The following is an 18,203-nucleotide window of genomic DNA, read 5'->3' on the forward strand; positions in this document are numbered from 1 at the left end:
TGCCCACCGCTCCGGCCATCAGCGAAGCGCCCCAGGGCCTGTTCTCCCTGCTCAAGGAAGACATCGACTCGGTGATGAGCCGCGACCCGGCCGCCCGCAGCCGCTGGGAAGTGCTGACCACCTACCCCGGCGTGCACGCCATCATGGCCTACCGCGTCGGCCATGCCCTGTGGAGCCGCGGCCTGCGTTATCCGGCCCGGGTCCTCCAGTTCTTTTCCCGGATGTTGACCAATGTGGATATCCACCCGGCCGCGACAATCGGCCGCCGCCTCTTCATCGACCACGGCGCCGGGGTCGTCATCGGCGAAACCGCCGAAATCGGCCACGACGTCACGCTTTACCACGGGGTCACCCTCGGCGGCACCTCCTGGCGCAAAGGCAAGCGCCACCCCACCCTCTCGAGCGGTGTCGTGGTGGGAGCCGGCGCCAAGATCCTCGGCCCGATCACCATCGGCGAACGGGTCCGCGTCGGCGCCAATTCAGTGGTTGTGAAGGACGTGCCGGCCGACCGCACGGTGGTCGGCATCCCCGGCCGCATCGTGCGCAGCGAAGGCCGCCGCGGCCCCGACGGGCTGGACCTGGATCATCACCTGGTGCCCGATCCGGTCGGCAAGGCGCTGGCCTGTCTGCTCGACCGGGTCAAGGTGCTCGAGTCGCGCATGGCCGCCGCCGGGCTCGACCCGGAAGAGTGTGGCGAATGCACCGACAACTGCGACTGCAGTTCGATGATCCAGTCCGCCAAGGAAGAACACTGAGGCCATCATGGATCTGCTCGACTTCGACGCCGGCCCGCTGTACTTCGACGACCCGATCGCCCCCGAGGTGACGGCGCTGATCAACGAGGCCTCCAACCTGTACCCGGAGCCCGAGGCCGAGGCGCTGCTGCTGCGCGCCGAGGAGCTGGCGCCACGCCACCTGGAAGTCATCGTCGCCCTGTACCGCTACTACTTCTACCAGACCCGCCTCGACGCCGCCGACATCATCGCCGACAAGGCGCTGGCGATCTCCGGCGACGGCATCGGCTACCCGGCGGACTGGCGCGAACTGACCGTCGAGCAGGTCAAGGCCGGCCTGGAAAGCGCCGCCACCGCGGCCCGCTTCTGGCTGCTGTCCCTCAAGGCCAAGGCCGTGCTGGCCCTGCGCCAGCAGCGCATCGCCGATGCCCTGGCGATGCTCGGCAAGCTCGCCGACGTGGATGAGCGCGACCGCCTCGGCGTGCGTCCCCTCATCGAGGTCGCCCAGATCCGCGCCAGCGGCAACATCGTGGTCGTCGATTTCGCGGCCCATTCAATCTGAACCCCAACCGTAGCCTAGGAGCCCATCATGAGTGACGTTGATCTCACCCTGGAAGAAGCCCTCGAAGACCTTTCGTCGGCCGAGGAGTTTCTCGACTACTTCGGCGTGGAGTACGACGCCAAGACGGTACAGGTGAACCGCCTGCACATCCTCCAGCGCTACCACAACTACATCAAAGCCCAGGGCCCCGCCCCTGCCGACGAAACGTCGGCACGCGCCTTCTACACCCAGTGGCTGACCCAGGCCTACCTGGACTTCGTGCAGTCGGACGCCCTCACCGAGCGCGTCTTCGTGGTCCTTCAGAAGGCCGCCGGCACCTCCTTCGTGCCGCTGGAAAGCCTGAGTAGTCCCAAGGTCTGACGCCGACCGTCCAGGAGAACCATCATGCTTCCCCGCTTCGAGTACGGCCAGACTGTCCGCGTCACGCGCAACGTGCGCAACGACGGCACTTTTCCCGGCAAGGAAGTCGGTGACTTCCTCATTCGCCGCGGCTCGATGGGCATCGTCCGCGACGTGGGCAGCTATCTGCAGGACCAACTCATCTACTCGGTGTACTTCCTGCAGGAAGACATGATCGTCGGCTGCCGGGAGGAAGAACTCCTCGGCGAGGACGAGCACTGGGTGGACAGCAAGTTCGAAGTCCGCGAGAAGGTGCGCTGCGCAATCACCCTCGCGGTCGGCGGCGAGATCCGCGCCGAGCCCGGTACCAAGGGCGAGATCCTGCGCGTGCTGCGCGACCTGCCCGGCGGCGTCCAGTACCACCTGCACGTACCCGGCTGGGTACTGCAGGTGCCGGAAAGCGCCCTCGAAACCCTGCCGCTGGAAGAACAGGGCAGCGAGATCGACGCGGAAGAGAGCAAGGAGGACGTGTCATGAGCACGCTGGCCGGCGTCCCCGACACCACCCTGCCCTACCTGGTCTTCAAGACGGCCCACGGCATCTACGAGAAGATGCCGGGCGAGCTGTCCGAGCGGGAACTGCGCCATGTGCGCCAGGTTGCGAAGAAGCAGCTCGACATCGAGACCCTGGTGCTCACCGCGCCGGAAGCCCAGGGCGTCGTGGTGCCCCAGCGCACGCTGGACGACGCGTTCCAGGAGATCCGCGGACGCTACGAATCCGAACAGGATTTTGTCGACGCACTGGCCGCACAGAACCTCGACGAGGCCCTGCTGACCTCTGCGCTGCAGCGGGAGCTGAAGGTGGAAGCGGTCCTCGACCGGGTGTCGGCCAAGTCCGCCAAGGTGGCCGAACTGGACGTGCAGATCTTCTACCACATGCATCGCGAGCAGTTCATGCGCACCGAGAGGCGTGGCGCCTCGCACATCCTCGTCACGATCAACCCGGACCTGCCGGAGAACACCCCCGCGCTGGCCCTGAAGAAGATCAACGAGATCCGCAAGCGCCTGCTGAAGGACCCGAAGCGCTTCGCGGAACAGGCCCTGAAGCATTCGGAATGCCCGACCGCGATGAACGGCGGCACGATCGGCGAGGTGGACCGCGGCAAGCTCTACCCGGCGCTCGACGCCGCGCTGTTCGCCGCCAAGGCGGTGGGGGAACTGTCGGAGGTCGTGGAGTCCGAGCTGGGCTATCACATCGTCCGCTGCGACAGCATCCGCGCGGAGGGCGTGGCGCCCTACGCCGAGGTGGCACCGCGCATCCGCCTGGTCATGGAACAGAACCGCCGCAAGCTGTGCCAGCACGGCTGGTTGAAGGAATTGCAGGAGGCGGCTACCGCCAAAGCCAGGGAGGCGGAAGCCCTGCAGGAGCACTGAAACGAATGTAGGAATCGGAGGGGATGAGTGGCGGCACTCATCTTCTCCAGGCTTGGAGCGCACTTTTGGGGACCCTCGGGTCCCCACTTTTTTTGTGGCGTGCCGATCAGACGGCCGGCAGCACGCGCGCCACCCAGCCGACGAAGTCCCGCGCCATGTCCGGCGTGATCTCGTGGCCCGCCGGGTAGCGATGGGATTCGAGTTTCACCCCAAGTTCGCCCAGCCATTGATCGCTGCGCTCGGCCCAGGCCACAGGCAGCGTGTTGTCGAAGCTGCCGTGGGTCACCAGCGCCTGCAGGCCGGCCAGTTCGGTGGCCGGGGCGAGCAGTGGGGCAATCTCCGGCAGGATGCGCCCGGACAAAATGGCAAAGCCGGCCACGCTGTCCGGATGGGTCAGCGCCAGGCTCGCCGACATGATGCCGCCTTGGCTGAAGCCGGCCACCACGCTGCGGGTGGCCGGGATGCCGAGGCGTGCCTGCAGGTCGGCGACAAAAACCACTAGCTTGCCGCGGCTCACTTCTGCCGCCTCCACGTCGATCACTGGGCCGTTGGCAGTAAAGCTGACCTGGAAGGCACAGAACGCCGACGGACCGAGGGCGATCGGCGAGCGCACCAGCGCCACCGCCAGCGACGCCGGCAGCAAGGCCGCCAGGCCGGCCATGGAGGCCTCGTTGCTGCCAACGCCGTGCAGCAGGATCACCAGGCCCTGCGCCGGGCCATCGGCCGGGCGCAGGCGGTAGGACAGGCTCAGGTCGTCGATCAGCGGCGGAAGGGTGAGAGCTGCGTTCATGCGTGTCGTTCCTGTTTGATGTTGTTGAGGGTTGTCAGCCGTTACGGCGCCAGATCGAAGACCAGCACTTCGGCATCGCGTCCCGCCGTCAGCGCCACCACGTCTTCATTGGCCAGCAGCGCCGCATCGCCGGCCTCCAGACGCTGGCCATTGACGCTCAGCGCGCCTCGGATGAGGAACACGTAGGCCTTGCGGGCCGGGTCCAGCGTCAACGTCGCCGCTTCGGCGCCATCCAGCAGGCCGGCGTAGAGCCGCGCATCGGCGTGGATCAGCACCGAACCGTCGGCACCGTCGGGCGAGGCCACCAGGCGCAGGCGACCGCGCTTCTCGGCGTCCGCAAAGGTCTTCTGCTCGTAGCCCGGCGCGATGCCCAGCTGGTTCGGCTCGATCCAGATCTGCAGGAAGTGCGTCACCGAATCCGTCGCGTGGTTGAACTCGCTGTGGCGCACGCCGCTGCCGGCGCTCATCCGCTGCACGTCGCCCGGCGGAATCACCGTGCCATTGCCCATGCTGTCCTTGTGGGCCAGCGAGCCGGACATCACGTAGCTGACAATCTCCATGTTCTGGTGGCCGTGGGTGCCGAAGCCGGTGCCCGGCGCGATGCGATCCTCGTTGATGACCAGCAGGTTGCCCCAGCCCACGTGGGCGGGATCGTAGTAGCCGGCGAAGGAGAAGGAATGCTGGCTCTTCAGCCAACCGTGGTCGGCGTGGCCGCGATCCTGGGATTTGCGCAGGGTAAGCATGGAGACCTCCTTGGTTGATGGCTCCACTGTAGCGCCCGGCAGACCGGGAACAGCTGATGCCATTTGATGTCATCATTCAAACCGTTTGAACGATGAGCGCACTCATGCCCCAAAACCGCCCAACCCCGCGGGATCTTCTGACGCCCGACGCACTGGCCATGCTGCAGGCCATCGCCGATGCCGGCAGCTTCGCCGCCGCGGCGCGCGCCTGCGGGCTGGTACCGAGCGCCCTCACCTACCGGGTACGACGCATCGAGGATGCGCTGGACGTGCTGCTGTTCGACCGCAGCTCGCGCCAGGCCAGGCTCACCGAGGCCGGCCGCGAACTGCTGCGCGAAGGCGGCCGTCTGCTCGCCGAGATCGATGCCATTGCCAACCGGGTGCGCCGCGTGGCCACCGGCTGGGAGGCCAGCTTCACGCTCGCCGTGGACAGCATCATCAACCGCACGACGCTGTTGGAACTGTGTCAGGACTTCCTCGCCCTCGATCCACCGACCCGCCTGCGTCTGCGCGACGAGACCCTGTCCGGCACGCTGGAGGCCCTCAGCTCCGGCCAGGCCGACCTGGCCCTCGGCGTGGTCACCGAATCACCGGTCGGGCCGGGTTTCCAGAGCCAGCCGCTGGGCAGCCAGCGCTTCATCTTCGTGGTGGCGCCCCACCATCCGCTGGCCCGCGAAACCGAGCCCCTCAGCGACGCGACGATCCATCGCCACCGGGCCGTGGCGGTCGCCGACTCGGTGCGCCACGGCGATGGGCTCACCGTCGGCCTGCTCGGCGGCCAGGACGTGTTCACCGTGGCCAGCATGCCGGCCAAGCTGGAAGCCCAGCTACGCGGCCTCGGCGTTGGCTTCCTGCCCGAATGCCTGGCCCGCCCCTACGTGGACACCGGCCGCCTGGTGGCCTTGCGGGTCGAGCGTGACGAGCGCCGCATCCACGTGAGCTACGCCTGGCGCAAGACACCCGCCAACCGCATGGGCAAAGCCCTGGTCTGGTGGCTGGAACGTCTCGGCCAGCCGCTGACCCGCCAGGCCCTGCTCGACGGCCCAGCCGCCTCCCGCAGCTGACTCACCACCGGCAGCCCGACAAGGCAGCCCCTAAAACGAAACGGGCCGGCCCAAGGCCAGCCCGCTTGCTCAAGTCAGCTCAGCTTCCGCTCAGCGGGCCGGCACCATGATGTCCGCCTCGCCTTCGAGCACGACCTTGCCCTTCACCGTGGCGACGGTGTCGAACTTGGCCTTGCGCTTCTCGGGGGTGAGTTCCTTGATCGTGCAGCGCACCGTGACGGTGTCGCCGATCTTCACCGGCGCCTTGAACTTCAGGCTCTGGGACAGGTAGATGCAGCCCGGCCCCGGCAGCTTCATGCCGAACACGGTGGAGATGAAGCCGGCCGACAGCATGCCGTGGGCGATACGGCCGCCGAACATGGTGGACGCCGCCAGTTCCTCATTGACGTGCACAGGGTTGAAGTCGCCGGTCACGCCCGCGAAAGCCAGGATGTCGGCCTCGGTGACGGTGCGCGCATACACGGCGCTCTGCCCGACGAACAACTCCTCGTACTTGTAGCCGTAGTATTCCTCGAAGTTCTGCTTTTCTTCGCTCATCGACTGTTCCCTTCTGTGTGTTTTGGTCTTGATTGTGGGTATGCGAACCGTTGGAAAATCGTGGGCGGCCTGGCTCCTCCCCAGGCCGCCCACGTGGTTTCCAGCATACTCCAATCGTGTTACGGAATCCGCACGCAATAAGGGTTTCAGCCGCTTTCAGGCGTCTTTCAACAATCCTTGACGTTCGATGAAGGCGATGATGTCGGCAAGCCCCTGACCGGTCTTCAAATTGCTGAAAATGAAGGGCCGCTCACCGCGCATCTTCCTGGCATCCCGGTCCATCACTTCCAGCGACGCACCGACCAGCGGCGCCAGGTCGATCTTGTTGATCACCAGCAGATCGCTCTTGGTGATGCCCGGCCCGCCCTTGCGCGGAATCTTGTCGCCGGCGGACACGTCGATGACGTAGATCGTCAGGTCGGACAGTTCCGGCGAGAAGGTCGCCGCCAGGTTGTCGCCGCCGGACTCGACGAAGATCAGCTCCACATCCGGGAACAGGCGGATCAGGCGATCCACCGCCTCAAGGTTGATCGAAGCATCCTCGCGGATCGCCGTATGCGGGCAGCCGCCGGTTTCCACGCCGATGATGCGCTCGGGCGTGAGGGCCTCGTTGCGCACCAGGAACTGGGCGTCCTCGGCGGTGTAAATGTCGTTGGTCACCACACACAGGTCGTACTTGTCGCGCAGGGCCTGGCACAGGGCCAGGGTCAGGGCGGTCTTGCCGGAGCCGACGGGGCCGCCGATGCCGACGCGGAGGGGTTGGCCTTTCATGGAGCGTTTTCCTTCTTTTTGAGTTCTGGAGATGGGGTTCGGAGCCCGGCCGGGTTCAGGCCGACGCGGCCAGTACCGCCCACTGGCGGGCCAGGGCCGGATCGTCGGCCAGGAAGGCCGCCAGGTCGCGGGGGTCGGGCCAGTCCGGGTTGGAGAAATCGCAGCGGCAGTGCTGCCGGCTCATGCTCGGGTGGGGCTGCAGCAGCTGTCCGCCGCAGGCCGCCTCGGCCGCCGCGGCAATGCCTTCGGCGATCAGCGCGTCGATGAAAGCGGGGTCCCGGTTGAGTTTGGACGCGTAGTCGAGGCGCACACCGGCAAAGTCCTTGCGCGGCCGCTCGCCGAGGCCTACGACGCTGACGGTAACCCGCTTGTAGTCGGCCAGGTCCGCCGGCAGCTTGCGCAGCCCGGACAGCTGGGTGGCGATCTTGTTCACCACGTCGATGCTGCGCAGCTCCTGGCCGAGGGACAGGTTGCCGGACAGCTCGTTGCGCCGGTCGATCTGCTCGGACGGGGTCACCGGGCCGCAGGCGCTGCCCCCGTACTGGTTGGGGTTGATCTGCACCACCCACAGCAGGTCGGGCTTGTCGTCCCGCGGGCGGTTGATGAAAAAATCGTTGATCGGCGGGTTCTGGGAGTACAGCCCGTCCCAGAAGAAGCGCGCCTCGCGGTGGCCCGGCCGGCTGCGGCTGTCCACCTCCAGCGGCCCGGCGACGAAGAGTTCGGGGATGCACGCGCTGGCGAGGAGCTCGTCGAGGCGGATGCCGGCGCCCGGCCGCTCCGGAAAAGTGCGGAAGGCGCTCTGGGGATGGTCGGGGTAGCCGAGCACATCCACCGCGCCGACGAAGAGATCCAGCCCATCCCGGCCGAAGAAGCGTTCCGCCCCCGCCGACAGCCCGACGGTGGCGCGCAGGTCGTCCTTCATGCGGGCCTGCAACAAGGCCGACACGTACGGCGACGGTGGCACGCTCACGTCCGGCAGCCAGTCCTGCAGCGACAGCGCGAACTGCGCGGCCTTGTTGGTGAAGTATTCGCCCCACCACAGGGGCGCCTTGCCGGCCAGCTCGAGGCTGGCCTTGTTGCGGTTCCAGTAATGCAGCACCCGGCGGGCACCAGTGGCCCAACTGTCGGCCTGGCTCCACGCCAGCGCCGCGGTGAGCGCCCCGCCCGAGGTGCCGGACAGGCCCTGCAGGCGGAACCAGCGGTTCTCCTGGCCTTCCCGGCGGAAATGCTCGAAGGACAGGAACAGGTAGGCCAGCACCCCCGCCGTGAAGGCGGTGTGGGCGCCGCCGCCCTGGCAGGCGATGGCGAGACGGGGAACGTCGTCGGCACGGGCAGTCACGATGCAGGACTCTCAGGAACGGAACAGACGGGAATACTGCGTCTCGTGGCGGCAACTGGCAATCGCCAGTCCCGGCTGGAAGTTGGACCAGGCCTCCGGCGGCCGCTGCAGCGCGTCGGCGACCCGCTCCGGCACCTGTGCCGCCAGGGAAGACAGCAGGCGCTGGCCGGCGGCCTGGCCGAGGGGCACGGCCTTCACCGCCGCCATCACCATGTTCTCCAGCCAGGCCCAGGCGTAGCCGCCCAGCGCATCCGCCGCCGGCACCTGCCAGGCCACCGCGGCGGCGGCCCAGGCGGTCGGGAAGGCCGGCTCGTCCACCGCCTTCAGCCGCGCCACCCAGCCGGGCTGCTCGGCGAAGGCCGGCAGATCCACCAGCAGGCGGACCAGCGAGTAGCCCATCTGCACCGTCTCGGCGCGCAGCTCGGAAGTCTCGCGGCTGGCCAGGCAGCGGGCGTTGAGCGCCGCCACCTGGCCGTCGTCACCGGCCCGCCAGGCGTCCTGTAGGCGGGCCAGCAGCGGCAGCTCATAGCCGCCGAAGGCGCCGGCCAGCGCGTCGCCGATCCACTCGCCGACCTGGGCCTCGCTCTTCACCGCGCCGCAATCGACGACCCACTCCAAGCCCTGCGAATAGGTGTAGGCGCCCACCGGCAGCGCGGGGCTGACCAGCTGCAACAGGCGCATCAGCGGCAGGCTCACCCGTGCTCTCCTACTTGTACTGGTGGATCCTGGCTTCCGTCGCCCCGCGCTCGGCGTGGTGATGGCCGTGGGCGTAGGCGCCGGCTTCCGGCTCGAAGGCGGCGGACAGGCTGCTGACCTCGGCGCCGAGGCCGACCAGCATGGTTTTCAGCACGTGATCGGTCTGGATGCGCAACCAGCCGTCGCCGACCTGCACCGCCACGTGGCGGTTGCCCAGGTGGTAGGCGACGCGGGCCAGCGCCGAGGCGTCGGCGCAGCGCGCCTCCAGCAGTTCCTCCGGCGCCGACACCACCTCGACGATGCGCCCGTCCTGGGCCTGCAGGCGGTTGCCGCCGCGCAGGATGGTGCCGCGGGGCAGGAACAGGCCGACCTCCTCGCCGTCCGCCAGGCGCGTGCGCAGGCGGCTCTTGGTGCGGGCGTCGAAGTCGAGTTGCAGGCGCGCGGTGGGCGCGGCGTCGCCGGTGTAGATGTTTTCGATCAGCAGCATGGTTCAGAACAGGAAGTAACGTTGGGCCATCGGCAGCACCGAGGCCGGTTCGCAGGTGAGCAGTTCGCCGGCGGCGCGGACCTCGTAGGTTTCCGGATCGACGGTGATGTCGCCCTGCCAGTTGTTGTGGATCATCGCCGCCTTGGTGACGCTACGGATGCCGCGTACGGCCTCCAGCGGCTTGGCGAGACCGAGGCCCTCCAGCGCGCCGTTGGCCAGCGCGGCCTGGGACACGAAGGTCAGCGCCGTCTTGAGGCCGCCGCCGAAGGCGCCGAACATCGGCTTGTAATGCACCGGCTGCGGCGTCGGGATGGACGCGTTGGCGTCGCCCATGGCCGCCGCGGCGATCATGCCACCCTTCAGGATCAGGCTCGGCTTGACGCCGAAGAAGGCCGGCTTCCAGATCACCAGGTCGGCCAGCTTGCCCGGCTCGATGGAGCCGACGACGTGGCTGATGCCGTGGGTGATGGCCGGGTTGATGGTGTATTTGGCGATGTAGCGCTTGGCGCGGAAGTTGTCGCTGCGCGCCGTGTCCTCGGCCAGCGCGCCGCGCTGGACCTTCATCTTGTGCGCCGTCTGCCACGTGCGGATGATCACCTCGCCGACCCGGCCCATGGCCTGGGAGTCGGACGAGAACATAGACAGCGCGCCGATGTCGTGCAGGATGTCCTCGGCGGCGATGGTCTCGCGGCGGATGCGGCTCTCGGCGAAGGCCACGTCCTCGGCAATCGCCGGATCGAGGTGGTGGCACACCATCAGCATGTCCAGGTGCTCGTCGATGGTATTGACGGTGTAGGGCCGGGTCGGATTGGTGGAGCTGGGCAGCACGTTCGACAGCCCGGCCAGCTTGACGATGTCCGGCGCGTGGCCGCCGCCCGCCCCTTCGGTATGGAAAGTATGGATGCTGCGCCCCTTGAAGGCCGCCGCGGTGGTCTCGACGAAGCCGGATTCATTCAGCGTGTCGGTGTGGATCGCCACCTGGATATCCATTTCCTCGGCCACCGACAGGCAGTTGTCGATGGCGGCCGGCGTGGTGCCCCAGTCCTCGTGCAGCTTGAGGCCGATGACGCCGGCCTCGACCTGCTCGCGCAGCGGATCGGGCAGGCTGACGTTGCCCTTGCCCAGAAAACCGAGGTTCATCGGGAAGGCGTCCGCCGCCTGCAGCATGCGCGCGATGTGCCACGGCCCCGGCGTGCAGGTGGTGGCATAGGTGCCGGTGGCCGGCCCGGTGCCGCCGCCGATCATCGTGGTGACGCCGCTCATCAGCGCCTCCTCGATCTGCTGCGGGCAGATGAAATGGATGTGGGTGTCGATGCCGCCGGCGGTGACGATCATCCCCTCGCCGGCGATCACCTCGGTGGCCGCGCCGATGGCGATGGTGACGCCCGGCTGAATGTCCGGGTTGCCGGCCTTGCCGATGGCGCTGATGCGCCCGTTCTTGAGGCCGATGTCGGCCTTGACGATGCCCCAGTGGTCGAGGATCAGCGCGTTAGTGATGACGGTGTCGGCCACTTCGGCCGCCAGGCGCTGGCCCTGGCCCATGCCGTCGCGGATCACCTTGCCGCCGCCGAACTTCACCTCCTCGCCGTAGATCGTGTAGTCCTTCTCCACCTCGATCCACAGCTCGGTGTCGGCCAGGCGCACCCGGTCGCCCACCGTCGGGCCGAACATTTCCGCGTAAGCGCGGCGCGAGATCTTGGCCATTTACAGGGCTCCCATCACGTGAGCGTTGAAACCGAAGACCTTGCGGTCGCCATCCAGCGCCACCAGCTCGACGGTGCGGGTCTGGCCCGGCTCGAAGCGCACCGCGGTGCCGGCCGCGATGTTGAGGCGGAAGCCCCGCGCGGCGGCGCGGTCGAAGTCCAGCGCCGCGTTGGTCTCGGCGAAGTGGTAGTGGGAACCGACCTGGATCGGCCGGTCGCCGGTATTGGCGACCACGAGAGTCAGCGTGGCGCGGCCGACGTTGAGCGCCAGCTCGCCGTCTAGGGTGTCGATTTCACCGGGGATCATGAGCGGACCTCAGACGATGGGTTGGTGGACGGTGACGAGCTTGGTGCCGTCGGGAAAGGTGGCTTCCACCTGGATCTCGGGGATCAGCTCGGGCACCCCCTCCATCACGTCGGCGCGGGTCAGCAGCGTGGTGCCGTAGTTCATCAGCTCGGCCACCGTGCGACCGTCGCGGGCACCTTCGAGGAGGGCGGCGCTGATGTAGGCCACCGCCTCCGGGTAGTTGAGCTTGAGGCCGCGGGCCTTGCGCCGCTCGGCCAGCAGGCCGGCGGTGAAGATCAGCAGCTTGTCTTTTTCGCGGGGGGTCAGTTCCATTCGGGAGCCCTTTCTCTTTCGGTCGGCGCGGCCCGCTGGCCGGCGCCGGAAATGATAGTTGCACGGCCGCGGCGGCGGCCATTGCCAAAAACCGATATCACGTATGCCAGATCCGTGGCACCTCGGCAGGACGGCCGGCCAGCACCGGGCGCAGCGCCGCCCACAGGGCCACGAACCAGGCCCGCGCCGGCTCGGCGGCCGGCCCCAGGTAGCGCGCCACCAGCAGGCCCGGCAGGCGCGTCACGCCGCCCTCGCCCACCGTCGGCACTACCGCCCGGCAGGTCTCCAGCAGCGCGGTGTCGATGCCCTCCGCCGCCACCAGCAACGTGCCGGTGACCGGCTGGCCACGCAGGCCGACCGGCGAGTCGAGCAGACGCGAACCGCCTTCGATGACGCCCTGCTCGCTCCAGATCAACCGCCCGTCCCGCTCGATGCGCGAGGCCAGGCGCAGGCTGCCGGCGGTCAGCCGCTCGCCGGACGCGGTGCGCCCGAGGCACAGCAAGTCCAGCCCGACGAACACTGCATCGCCGTGCAGGCGCACCGTGGTCTCGGTGAAGCCGCGCACCCGGTCGAAGACGATGCTCTCCTGCGGCAGCCATTCGAACACGCCCCCCGCCGCCACCGCGAAGTTCAGCCGCTGCGTGGCCAGCGGCCCCTGGCTGCGATACCACTTGCCGGCGCCCGGCGTGGTGACCAGCGCATGAGCGCCCGCACCCACCCTCACCTGCACGGTAAGCGCGTCCCCGCCGGCGATGCCGGCCGGCGGATGCAGCATCAAGGCATGGCACACCGCCGGCCCTTCCGGGTAGAGCGCCTTCTGCACCCGCAGCGGGCCTTCGTGCAGGCGGTGGGCCAGCACCGTGCGGCCGTCGGGCGTGGCGTCGAAGCCCAGCTCGAGGCGCGCGCGCCAGCTCAGGTGGTGGCCGGCGTCGGGGCGCAATGACGCTTTCGATTCGGCGGGAGGGCAGGGAGCGAGCAACATGGTCTTGAGATTAGCAAACGCTATGCCGGAGAACCGCATGAATACAGGGTTTCGGGGTGAATGCCCAGTTTATGGCGCCAAACCCGGCACCCGTGGGCCGCAACGCGGGGCGCGGACTATGCACCAAAATGGTTGGCGTGTGGGGTCGCAGGCTTGGACCATGGGTTCGGAGGACGGCCTGCGCACCAAACCGGGGCACTGGTGGCGCTTGGCGCTGCGGGTGTGAGGGTTTTCTGGGCGGATTTCCATTGTTTTGCTTTACGTTGGCCGGGTCTCGCCCCGGCGGGCGACATCCTTTCTTGTCACACGACAAGAAAGGACGCAAAGAAACGTGCCCCGCTGCCGCGCCCCCTGCGGGGGTGCCCTCGCTCCGGGCGTGCCTGGCGGGGTCTGCGCAAACTCGCCCTGCGGGCTCAAACATGCGCAGCCCTGATCCGCGTGGGCGCCTCTGGCTCGGCTGTAGTGGGCGTGAATTCAGGTCTCACTTGAACTTTTTCAGCGCCAAAGGCAGTGGTCTCGATGCCGGAAGAAGCTGGCTCATCTCAGACGGGAGCGGGTCCAGTACAAAGGTAAGCGAACCTCCCTCGGACTTGAGCCAGCTCAGCCCCAGCCTCAGCAAACGCTCGGTGCATCCTCAACGCCCGTCCTGAACCTTTGATCCGCACAGCAGCAGACGGGGATGTCCGGCGCGGCTGTCTGAGGAGGCAAAGCCGACGAGTTCCGCGCCGGCCGCCTGCTGCGAGCAGCACAGGGAAGTCGTCCGCATAGCGGACGACCGGTGAGGCACGGGTCGCCTTTCTTGCCTTCTTCTTTGGCGACGCAAAGAAGAAGGTCGCCCGCCGGGGCGAGTCCCGGCCAATCCAGGACCATAAAAAGGAAAGCCGCCCAGCAAAGCACCAACATGCAGCCGGCAAGGCGCTGAAAGCATCGAGGTCGAATGAATTCGACCCCACGGGGGGCAGCCCTCCAGTAGCGGTAGAACAGCGGCCGTCAAACCGACAACATCTCCCTCACCTTATTCACCTCCATCTCCTCCCCCCTACCCGCACTAATAATCTCCCCCCGCTCCATCAACAGATAGTGATCCGCCAACGAGCGCGCAAAGTCGTAGTACTGCTCCACCAGCAGGATCGCCATCTCCCCGGTCTCGGCCAGCGCCCGGATCGCCCGTTCGATGTCCTTGATGATGGACGGCTGGATGCCCTCGGTGGGTTCGTCGAGGATCAGCAGCTTGGGCCCCGGAGCCAGCGCGCGGCCGATGGCGAGCTGTTGCTGCTGGCCGCCGGAGAGGTCGCCACCGCGCCGCCGCATCATCTGCTTGAGCACCGGGAACATCTCGAAGATGCGGGTCGGCACCTCGGCGCTGGCGGGCCGGGTGGCGAGGCCCATCAGCAGGTTCTCCTCCACCGTCAGGCGCGGGAAGATCTCGCGGCCCTGGGGCACGTAGCCGATGCCGGCGCGCACGCGGCCGTAGCTGGGGGCCTTGGTGATGTCGGCGCCGTCGAGGGCGATGCTGCCGGTGGCGGCGGGCACCAGGCCCATCAGGGTCTTGAGCAGCGTGGTCTTGCCCACCCCGTTGCGCCCGAGCAGGGTGGTGACCTTGCCCATCGGCACCTCGAAGCTGAGGTTGCGCAGGATGTGGGAGCCGCCGTAGTACTGGTTGAGGTTGGTGACGGTCAGCATGGTTCAACGCCCCAGATAGACTTCGATGACGCGCGGATCGGCCTGGACGGTGGCGAGGTCGCCCTCCGCCAGCACCGAGCCTTCGCACAGTACGGTGACCTTGCCGCCAAGGGCTTCGACGAAGGCCATGTCGTGTTCGACGACCACCAGCGAGTGCTTGCCCTTGAGGCTGACGAACAGCTCTGCGGTGCGCTCGGTCTCGTCGTCGGTCATGCCGGCGACGGGCTCGTCGAGGAGCAGCAGCCTGGGGTCCTGCACCAGCAGCATGCCGATCTCCAGCCACTGCTTCTGGCCGTGGGACAGCAGCCCGGCAGGCCGGTCGGCCTGGTCGTCTAGGCGGATCAGGCGCAGGGTGTCGGCGATCTTGTCGAGGTCGTCGCCGAACAGCCGCGCGAAGAGGCTCTTCTTGACCCGCTTGTCGGTCTTGAGGGCCAGCTCCAGGTTCTCGAAGACGGTGTGGTGCTCGAAGATGGTCGGCTTCTGGAACTTGCGGCCGATGCCGGCGTGGGCGATCTGCGGCTCGGTCAGGCGGGTCAGGTCGATGGTCTGGCCGAAGAAGGCCTTGCCCGAATCGGGCCGGGTCTTGCCGGTGATGACGTCCATCATCGTGGTCTTGCCCGCCCCGTTGGGGCCGATGATGCAGCGCAGCTCGCCGGCATCGATCTGCAGGGACAGCTTGTTGAGGGCGCGGAAGCCGTCGAAGCTGACCGTGATGTCGTCCAGGTAGAGCATGACCTTGTGGGACAGGTCGAGCGCGCCCGGCGTCAGCACGTGGCCGGTGTTGGCGGCGCCGTCCCAGCCTTCCTTCTGGCCGTCGGCGGGGGCGTTGCGGGAGATGGAGGATTCGACGCGCATCGTCAGGCTCCTTTTGCGGCAGTGCCGTTGGGCAGCTTGGATTCAGGGGCAGCCGGCGTGCGCGGTGCGGCCGGCACAGCGGCGGCTTCGGTGCGGGCCGCCGCCAGCGCGGCCTTCTCGGCGCGGCGGGCCTTGATCCTGGCCCACAGGCCGGCCACGCCTTCCGGCAGGTAGAGGGTCACCAGGATGAACAGCAGGCCGAGGAAGAACAGCCAGTATTCGGGGAAGCTGGTGGTGAACCAGGTCTTCGACAGATTGACGATGCCGGCCCCGAAGATCGGCCCGACCAGCGTGCCGCGCCCGCCCACCGCGACCCAGATGGCGATCTCGATGGAGTTGGCAACGGACATTTCCGACGGGTTGATGATGCCCACCTGCGGCACGTAGAGCGCCCCGGCCAGGCCGCACAGCATGGCCGACACGGTCCAGATGAAGAGCTTGTAGTGCAGCGGGTTGTAGCCGATGAACATGACGCGGTTCTCGGCGTCGCGGATGGCGGTGAGAACGCGGCCGAACTTGGAGGCGATCAGCGCCTTGCCGAGGATCAGCGTGCCGAGCAGCAGCGTCACCGACAGGCCGAACAGCACCACGCGGGTCTCCGGCGCGGTGATCGAGTAGCCGAGGATGCGCTTGAAGTCGGTGAAGCCGTTGTTGCCGCCGAAGCCGGTCTCGTTGCGGAAGAAGAACAGCATCGCGGCATAGGTCATGGCCTGGGTGATGATCGAGAAATACACCCCCTTGATGCGCGAGCGGAACGCGAAGTAGCCGAAGATCCAGGCGATCACGCCGGGCACTGCCACCGCCAGCAGCAGGCACCACAGGAAGCTGTCGGTGCCGGACCAGTACCAGGGCAGTTCCTTCCAGTCGAGGAAGACCATGAAGTCCGGGATGTCGGCGCCGTAGCTGCCGTCGCGGCCGATCTGGCGCATCAGGTACATGCCGAAGCTGTAGCCGCCGAGGGCGAAGAACAGCCCGTGGCCGAGGGACAGGATGCCGCCGAAGCCCCAGATCAGGTCCATCGCCACCGCCACCACGGCGTAGCACAGGATCTTGCCGATCAGGGTGATGGCATAGGTGGAGATGTGCAGCGGATGGCCCTCGGGCAGCATCAGGTGGGCCAGCGGCACCAGCACCCAGGCCGCAACAAAGACCGCCGACACCGCCAGCCAGCCCCGCGGACCGAGGCCGGCAACAAGTTTCACGCTTACAGGTGTGCGCATCGCAGCCCCCGCTCAGTCGACGAACCGGCCCTTGAGGGCGAACAGCCCCTGGGGTCGCTTCTGGATGAAGATGATGATGAAGACCAGCACCAGGATCTTGGCGATGACCGCCCCGGCCCAGCCTTCGAGGAACTTGGTGACCACGCCGAGGCCCAGCGCAGCCCACACCGCACCGGCCAGCTGGCCGACGCCGCCGAGCACGACGACCATGAAGGAATCGACGATGTAGCCCTGCCCCATGTCCGGCCCGACGTTGGCGATCTGCGACAGGGCGACGCCGCCGAGGCCGGCGATGCCGGAGCCGATGCCGAAGGCCAGGGTGTCGATGCGCGCCGTCGGCACGCCGACGCAGCCGGCCATCGGGCGGTTCTGCGTCACGGCGCGGACGAACATGCCGAGGCGGGTCTTGTTCATCAGCAGCCACACCACCAGCAGCACGAAGCCCGAGAAGGCCACGATCACCAGGCGGTTCCACGGCAGCGACAGGTTCTCGGCCAGTTGCACGCCGCCGGACATCCACGCCGGGTTGGCCACTTCCACGTTCTGGGCGCCGAACAGCAGGCGCGCTGCCTGGATCAGCACCAGGGACAGGCCCCAGGTGGCGAGCAGGGTTTCCAGCGGGCGGCCGTAGAGGTGGCGGATCACCGTGCGCTCCATCAGCATGCCCACCGCCGCGGCGACGAAGAAGGCCACCGGCACCGCGGCGACCACGTAGTAATCGACGAAATCCGGGAAGCGGCTGCGGAACAGGGCCTGCATCGCATAGGCGGAATAGGCACCGACCATCAGCAGCTCGCCGTGGGCCATGTTGATGACGCCCATCACCCCGTAGGTGATGGCCAGGCCCAGCGCGGCCAGCAGCAGGATGGAGCCGAGGGAGAGACCGGTGAACACCTGCCCGGCCATGTCGCTCCACACCAGGCGGCCGTCGATGGCCTTGATCGCGGTCTGGGCGGCCAGGCGCACCTTCTCGTCCGGCTCGGCAAAAGTGTCGCCCTGCTTCTCGATCAGCGGCAGCAGCAGCGCCTTGACTGCCGGGCTGGACGACTGGCCGAGGGTCTGCACGGCCTGCAGGCGGGCCGCGGCGTCGGGGCTGGCGAGGCTGGCCTGGGCCTGCAGTTGCACCAGGATCGGCTTGATCTCGCCGTCCTGCTCCTGCTTCAAGGCCTTGTCGAAGAGCGGCAGCAGCGCCGCGCCGTCGCCCATGTCGGCCAGCAGGGCCTTGGCGGCGGCCAGGCGTTCGGCCTTGTCGGTGGACAGCAGGCGCAGCGCCGCGAGGGCGCCATCCACCTGCTGGCGCAGGCTGTTGTTGAGGCTGATGGAATCCGGGCTGGCCGGCGCCGGCTTCAGCAGCTTGCCGTTGGCGGCGTCCAGCACTTGGTCGCCGGCGACGATCACCAGCTTGTCACCGGCCACCGCCACCGCGTCGTCGGAGAGGGCCTTGAGCAGGCGCGCCGTGTCGGCATCGCCGACCTCGGCCAGCGCCGCCACGGCGCCCTGCTTGGCGTCGAAGTCTTCCGACGCGAGGCCCTTGAGCACCTCAGGGGCTACGTCGGCGCGCACCGCGCCGACGCCCAGGCCGAGGGCCAGGCTCAGGATGAATATGAGTCGTTTCATGCTTGCTCCCTGAATCGGAGGGCGAAAAA

The 18,203-nt window shown here is 67.8% G+C and carries 21 protein-coding genes; 6 read left to right on the top strand and 15 right to left on the bottom strand.

Translation table 11 applies throughout. The annotated features are described in order from the left end of the window. The first annotated feature begins 38 nt into the window (after positions 1-38). The 5 genes from cysE to nifM are packed head-to-tail and all read left to right on the top strand — an operon-like array spanning position 39 to position 3,068. Positions 39-755: a serine O-acetyltransferase gene (gene cysE, locus B4920_RS16650; RefSeq protein ID WP_216819911.1), complete on the top strand. Its 717-nt coding sequence runs from the start codon at positions 39-41 to the stop codon at positions 753-755. Between the two features lie 7 nt (positions 756-762). After that, the gene (locus tag B4920_RS16655) at positions 763-1,296 is read left to right on the top strand and encodes a hypothetical protein (RefSeq protein WP_079435760.1); all 534 of its coding nucleotides are present in this window, start codon (positions 763-765) and stop codon (positions 1,294-1,296) included. Positions 1,297-1,323: 27 nt separating this feature from the next. After that, positions 1,324-1,656: a nitrogenase-stabilizing/protective protein NifW gene (gene nifW, locus B4920_RS16660; RefSeq protein ID WP_079435761.1), complete on the top strand. Its 333-nt coding sequence runs from the start codon at positions 1,324-1,326 to the stop codon at positions 1,654-1,656. A 24-nt stretch (positions 1,657-1,680) separates the two neighbouring features. Continuing rightward, positions 1,681-2,172, top strand: coding sequence for a nitrogen fixation protein NifZ (locus B4920_RS16665; RefSeq protein ID WP_079435762.1), 492 nt, complete (start codon positions 1,681-1,683; stop codon positions 2,170-2,172). Then, the gene (nifM, locus tag B4920_RS16670; protein WP_079435763.1) at positions 2,169-3,068 is read left to right on the top strand and encodes a nitrogen fixation protein NifM; all 900 of its coding nucleotides are present in this window, start codon (positions 2,169-2,171) and stop codon (positions 3,066-3,068) included. The genes B4920_RS16665 and nifM overlap by 4 nt, the downstream gene beginning before the upstream one ends. A 106-nt stretch (positions 3,069-3,174) precedes the next feature. Here nifM and B4920_RS16675 read toward each other — a convergent pair whose 3' ends face one another. Continuing rightward, on the bottom strand, positions 3,175-3,858 hold the full coding sequence (locus B4920_RS16675) for an alpha/beta hydrolase (protein ID WP_079435764.1): 684 nt from the start codon (positions 3,856-3,858) through the stop codon (positions 3,175-3,177). A gap of 41 nt (positions 3,859-3,899) precedes the next feature. Next, positions 3,900-4,601, bottom strand: coding sequence for a pirin family protein (locus B4920_RS16680; protein WP_079435765.1), 702 nt, complete (start codon positions 4,599-4,601; stop codon positions 3,900-3,902). 104 nt (positions 4,602-4,705) lie between these two features. On the opposite strand from B4920_RS16680, the gene B4920_RS16685 reads away from it, so the two are divergent. After that, entirely contained in the window at positions 4,706-5,665 is a 960-nt protein-coding gene (locus B4920_RS16685) for a LysR substrate-binding domain-containing protein (RefSeq protein WP_079435766.1), read from the top strand. Positions 5,666-5,755: 90 nt separating this feature from the next. Here B4920_RS16685 and B4920_RS16690 read toward each other — a convergent pair whose 3' ends face one another. The 13 genes from B4920_RS16690 to urtB form a co-directional block, all read right to left on the bottom strand. Then, on the bottom strand, positions 5,756-6,202 hold the full coding sequence (locus tag B4920_RS16690) for a MaoC family dehydratase (RefSeq protein ID WP_079435767.1): 447 nt from the start codon (positions 6,200-6,202) through the stop codon (positions 5,756-5,758). Positions 6,203-6,358: 156 nt separating this feature from the next. Then, positions 6,359-6,973 (bottom strand): urease accessory protein UreG, encoded by a 615-nt coding sequence (gene ureG / locus B4920_RS16695; RefSeq protein WP_079435768.1) that lies wholly within the window; start codon positions 6,971-6,973, stop codon positions 6,359-6,361. Between the two features lie 55 nt (positions 6,974-7,028). Beyond that, the gene (locus B4920_RS16700) at positions 7,029-8,312 is read right to left on the bottom strand and encodes a patatin-like phospholipase family protein (RefSeq protein ID WP_161493322.1); all 1,284 of its coding nucleotides are present in this window, start codon (positions 8,310-8,312) and stop codon (positions 7,029-7,031) included. 12 nt (positions 8,313-8,324) lie between these two features. Then, the gene (locus B4920_RS16705; RefSeq protein ID WP_079435798.1) at positions 8,325-8,993 is read right to left on the bottom strand and encodes an urease accessory protein UreF; all 669 of its coding nucleotides are present in this window, start codon (positions 8,991-8,993) and stop codon (positions 8,325-8,327) included. A 25-nt stretch (positions 8,994-9,018) separates the two neighbouring features. Next, positions 9,019-9,495 carry an urease accessory protein UreE gene (gene ureE / locus B4920_RS16710; RefSeq protein ID WP_079435770.1) on the bottom strand — a complete coding sequence of 159 codons (477 nt, stop codon included), beginning with the start codon at positions 9,493-9,495 and terminating at the stop codon, positions 9,019-9,021. Between the two features lie 3 nt (positions 9,496-9,498). Further along, positions 9,499-11,199, bottom strand: coding sequence for an urease subunit alpha (gene ureC, locus B4920_RS16715; RefSeq protein WP_079435771.1), 1,701 nt, complete (start codon positions 11,197-11,199; stop codon positions 9,499-9,501). Continuing rightward, positions 11,200-11,505, bottom strand: a complete 306-nt coding sequence (locus tag B4920_RS29760; RefSeq protein ID WP_079435772.1) for an urease subunit beta — start codon at positions 11,503-11,505, stop codon at positions 11,200-11,202. Positions 11,506-11,514: 9 nt separating this feature from the next. Then, positions 11,515-11,817 (bottom strand): urease subunit gamma, encoded by a 303-nt coding sequence (ureA, locus tag B4920_RS16725; RefSeq protein WP_079435773.1) that lies wholly within the window; start codon positions 11,815-11,817, stop codon positions 11,515-11,517. A 97-nt stretch (positions 11,818-11,914) separates the two neighbouring features. Further along, the gene (locus tag B4920_RS16730) at positions 11,915-12,757 is read right to left on the bottom strand and encodes an urease accessory protein UreD (RefSeq protein WP_254050968.1); all 843 of its coding nucleotides are present in this window, start codon (positions 12,755-12,757) and stop codon (positions 11,915-11,917) included. Positions 12,758-13,789: 1,032 nt separating this feature from the next. Further along, on the bottom strand, positions 13,790-14,482 hold the full coding sequence (gene urtE / locus B4920_RS16735) for an urea ABC transporter ATP-binding subunit UrtE (protein WP_079435775.1): 693 nt from the start codon (positions 14,480-14,482) through the stop codon (positions 13,790-13,792). A gap of 3 nt (positions 14,483-14,485) precedes the next feature. Next, positions 14,486-15,337, bottom strand: coding sequence for an urea ABC transporter ATP-binding protein UrtD (gene urtD / locus B4920_RS16740; RefSeq protein WP_079435776.1), 852 nt, complete (start codon positions 15,335-15,337; stop codon positions 14,486-14,488). Between the two features lie 2 nt (positions 15,338-15,339). Then, positions 15,340-16,557 carry an urea ABC transporter permease subunit UrtC gene (gene urtC / locus B4920_RS16745; protein WP_079435777.1) on the bottom strand — a complete coding sequence of 406 codons (1,218 nt, stop codon included), beginning with the start codon at positions 16,555-16,557 and terminating at the stop codon, positions 15,340-15,342. A gap of 12 nt (positions 16,558-16,569) precedes the next feature. After that, positions 16,570-18,174, bottom strand: coding sequence for an urea ABC transporter permease subunit UrtB (urtB, locus tag B4920_RS16750; RefSeq protein ID WP_079435778.1), 1,605 nt, complete (start codon positions 18,172-18,174; stop codon positions 16,570-16,572). Between the last annotated feature and the right edge of the window lie 29 nt (positions 18,175-18,203).

Source organism: Zoogloea sp. LCSB751 (assembly GCF_002028455.1).
Lineage (GTDB): Bacteria > Pseudomonadota > Gammaproteobacteria > Burkholderiales > Rhodocyclaceae > Zoogloea.

What these genes read in the sequence shown, in the direction of transcription:
- B4920_RS16655 (WP_079435760.1), top strand. Translation starts at nt 763, where the DNA reads ATGGATCTGCTCGACTTCGACGCCGGCCCGCTGTACTTCGACGACCCG.
- nifW (WP_079435761.1), top strand. Translation starts at nt 1,324, where the DNA reads ATGAGTGACGTTGATCTCACCCTGGAAGAAGCCCTCGAAGACCTTTCG.
- B4920_RS16665 (WP_079435762.1), top strand. Translation starts at nt 1,681, where the DNA reads ATGCTTCCCCGCTTCGAGTACGGCCAGACTGTCCGCGTCACGCGCAAC.
- nifM (WP_079435763.1), top strand. Translation starts at nt 2,169, where the DNA reads ATGAGCACGCTGGCCGGCGTCCCCGACACCACCCTGCCCTACCTGGTC.
- B4920_RS16675 (WP_079435764.1), bottom strand. Translation starts at nt 3,858, where the DNA reads ATGAACGCAGCTCTCACCCTTCCGCCGCTGATCGACGACCTGAGCCTG.
- B4920_RS16680 (WP_079435765.1), bottom strand. Translation starts at nt 4,601, where the DNA reads ATGCTTACCCTGCGCAAATCCCAGGATCGCGGCCACGCCGACCACGGT.
- B4920_RS16685 (WP_079435766.1), top strand. Translation starts at nt 4,706, where the DNA reads ATGCCCCAAAACCGCCCAACCCCGCGGGATCTTCTGACGCCCGACGCA.
- B4920_RS16690 (WP_079435767.1), bottom strand. Translation starts at nt 6,202, where the DNA reads ATGAGCGAAGAAAAGCAGAACTTCGAGGAATACTACGGCTACAAGTAC.
- ureG (WP_079435768.1), bottom strand. Translation starts at nt 6,973, where the DNA reads ATGAAAGGCCAACCCCTCCGCGTCGGCATCGGCGGCCCCGTCGGCTCC.
- B4920_RS16705 (WP_079435798.1), bottom strand. Translation starts at nt 8,993, where the DNA reads ATGCGCCTGTTGCAGCTGGTCAGCCCCGCGCTGCCGGTGGGCGCCTAC.
- ureE (WP_079435770.1), bottom strand. Translation starts at nt 9,495, where the DNA reads ATGCTGCTGATCGAAAACATCTACACCGGCGACGCCGCGCCCACCGCG.
- ureC (WP_079435771.1), bottom strand. Translation starts at nt 11,199, where the DNA reads ATGGCCAAGATCTCGCGCCGCGCTTACGCGGAAATGTTCGGCCCGACG.
- B4920_RS29760 (WP_079435772.1), bottom strand. Translation starts at nt 11,505, where the DNA reads ATGATCCCCGGTGAAATCGACACCCTAGACGGCGAGCTGGCGCTCAAC.
- ureA (WP_079435773.1), bottom strand. Translation starts at nt 11,817, where the DNA reads ATGGAACTGACCCCCCGCGAAAAAGACAAGCTGCTGATCTTCACCGCC.
- urtE (WP_079435775.1), bottom strand. Translation starts at nt 14,482, where the DNA reads ATGCTGACCGTCACCAACCTCAACCAGTACTACGGCGGCTCCCACATC.
- urtD (WP_079435776.1), bottom strand. Translation starts at nt 15,337, where the DNA reads ATGCGCGTCGAATCCTCCATCTCCCGCAACGCCCCCGCCGACGGCCAG.
- urtC (WP_079435777.1), bottom strand. Translation starts at nt 16,557, where the DNA reads ATGCGCACACCTGTAAGCGTGAAACTTGTTGCCGGCCTCGGTCCGCGG.
- urtB (WP_079435778.1), bottom strand. Translation starts at nt 18,174, where the DNA reads ATGAAACGACTCATATTCATCCTGAGCCTGGCCCTCGGCCTGGGCGTC.